General features: G+C 32.6%; 1 protein-coding gene and 2 pseudogenes. 2 read left to right on the forward strand and 1 reads right to left on the reverse strand.

The window, feature by feature from the left end; translation table 11 throughout:
• Nucleotides 1-279 precede the first annotated feature (279 nt).
• Nucleotides 280-1,095, reverse strand: a complete 816-nt coding sequence (locus V7183_RS22055; protein ID WP_097898795.1) for a formate/nitrite transporter family protein — start codon at nucleotides 1,093-1,095, stop codon at nucleotides 280-282.
• A gap of 439 nt (nucleotides 1,096-1,534) precedes the next feature.
• Here V7183_RS22055 and V7183_RS22060 point away from each other — a divergent pair.
• Nucleotides 1,535-2,228 (forward strand): annotated as a pseudogene (locus V7183_RS22060) (CsxC family protein).
• 139 nt (nucleotides 2,229-2,367) lie between these two features.
• Nucleotides 2,368-2,567 (forward strand): annotated as a pseudogene (locus tag V7183_RS22065) (CsxC family protein); the annotation flags it as partial.

A 2,567-nucleotide genomic window follows, 5' to 3' on the forward strand; every position in this document is an offset into this window, starting at 1 on the left:
ATACTATTTAAGTTGTTATTATAACGTATAAAAGTGTAGAGAACAAGTGTACGCAGGTAGATTCATAAAAAATTTGAAAAATGTATCGTACACGAATTTCGTTTTATAGAAGAAAACAACTCAAGTTTATCCATTGATAGCGAGAATTATACCATCATTGGATGAAAATGATAATCAGTTTAGGGGAAATAAAGTTTTATTTACTTTAAACTAGCTATTGTGGAATAAAAAAAGAAAGGTACGCCAAATTCAAAATAGAAGCATACCTTTCTTTTTATCTTAAGCAGATACAGATTTTTTCTTTAATTCAGCTGTTTCATTTTGAGGTGATAGTTGTTTTTTATAAGTTAAAAAGTAAGGTAAAGCAACAAACAGCATACCACCTACTAAATTCCCTAAGAAGACAACAATAAAATTAGGGAAGTATTCCATCCAAGTTAGATGACCAGCGAAGATAGCAGCTGGAATTACAAACATATTGGCAACAACGTGTTGAAATCCAATGGCAACAAAGGTCATGACAGGAAACCAAATGCCAATGATTTTTCCGCTAAACTCTTTACTTCCCATACTAAGCCAAACAGCTAAACAAACGAGCCAGTTACATCCAATAGCGGAGAAGAATGCTTGTACGGGTGTATCATGTAGTTTGGCTTGTGCGATAGACACGGTCTTTGCTAAAAATTGTCCTTCAGTTAATCCAACGACATGGCCAAAGAAATAAGCAACGAAAACCGCACCAATAAAATTACTAATTGTAATAATCAATAAGTTCTTTACTACTTTGGAGAAAGTAATCTTTTTTTGAAACCAAGCCATCGGTACGGTCATCATGTTACCAGTTAATAGTTCACCACCAGCAAGGATAACGAGTATAAGGCCAATAGGGAAAACAGCAGCGCCTAAAAAACTAGTAAGTGATCCAAAAGATTTTGGCATTGTTCCAATGACACGAATATCGAGTAAATATCCAAATGCTATGAAAGCGCCGCCAAAAAATCCGAGAATTAACATCGGTAGTAGTGGTAAAGATGCTTTCTTTTTACCTGAGTTGGCGGCCAACTCAGTAATTTCGTGTGGTGCATAGACAGACATAAAAAACCCCTCCATTTTATAATAATCTACATGGTTATTCATACACACTTATCTATTAATCATATGAATTTGTTCATATAGATTATACGTTATTATATAGAATAAGCAGCCTTTTAAGAAAAATATCATAAAAATATGGTATAAAATTTGTATGATATTGTCAATCGTTAGAAGGTATGTAAGAAAAGAGATTGAGAATTCTTTTTAGGTGTATGCATATACGGGCTATCAAACGAGTTTTTAAAATAGTAGGTAAGTATTTATAAAGGCTTCTATCATATATGTAAGATTGCCTATTAAAAAGTGAATTTTATTTCTATCAATAAAATAGTAAAAGAGTCTATTACGGAAACCCACGCATTGCTATAAAAAATACATACATTATAGAGTAAAGAGTTTAAAAAACTCTAAAATTATTATAAAAAGGAGAATATTAAATATGAGTGAACAATGTCCGATTAATGTACCATGTCCAGTGAAGGGACAAACTCAAACGCCATTAACCAATGCAGCAGCAGCACCAATTGTTACGCCAAACGCATTGATAAAAGTACCAGTTGTTTTAGCTGAGAGAACGCTTCAAATTGTTGTAGAATCGACTATTCCGTTAAATCCTCCAGCTTTCGAAATTAAACGTGTATTGAAAAATGTATTTTTAACACAATGTAAGTTAGTTCCTGCAGCTTTTACTTCAGTAGCAGGTACGAATTATCGCCGCGTTACAAGAGCAAAATTATTTGTATAAGGCTATATTCGTAAAAATATTGAATATGCATCTGATGAGTGTAATGGAACTCTAGTTGATCGTGTTGCTAATGTTAATTTTTCTGGGTTTGCCGATTTAACAGCAGGTGACTTTTTTACAGAGCTTCTAATCGCAGCTTCTTCAGAAGCTACTTCTCACTTTATTAATCCTAAGAATGGTGATTTTTCTCGATTAGATAAGTGATTTTTTTGGGAATTCGGTGTTTTATAACAAACAACCATTTTGTGAATTAATTAGTGCTAATTTCTTTGAACTTGATTTTTCACCATGCCCTACAAATTTAAATGAACCGTTTGATACACTACGTGAAAAAATTGTACTAGACCTTACTTTGCAAGTATTGCAAGTACAGCAAGTGCGAGCATAAAATAGAAAAAGACATCGTCTTTCATACAAAAGATGATGTCTTTTTTATTGTTATAAAACATATATAATGTTGAAAACGGTTGTGTATATGAAAAGAAATACATATGTTTTTTAATTCATCAGTTAGGGAGTGATTGATGATGAATAAGCCGTGGATTGATAATAAAATGGCGGAAAAATTTTTTTCTAAATATAAGGAGATTCAAGAATTGAAGAAAGAGGAGAATGAATTTCAGGAGTTGAAGAAAGAGGAGAATGAACTTCAAGAGCTAAAGAAAGAGGAAAATGAACTTCAAGAGCTGAAGAAAGAGGAAAATGAACTTCAGGAGTTGAAGAAAGA

The sequence above is a fragment of the Bacillus sp. JJ1127 genome, assembly GCF_036965845.1.
Classification (GTDB): domain Bacteria; phylum Bacillota; class Bacilli; order Bacillales; family Bacillaceae_G; genus Bacillus_A.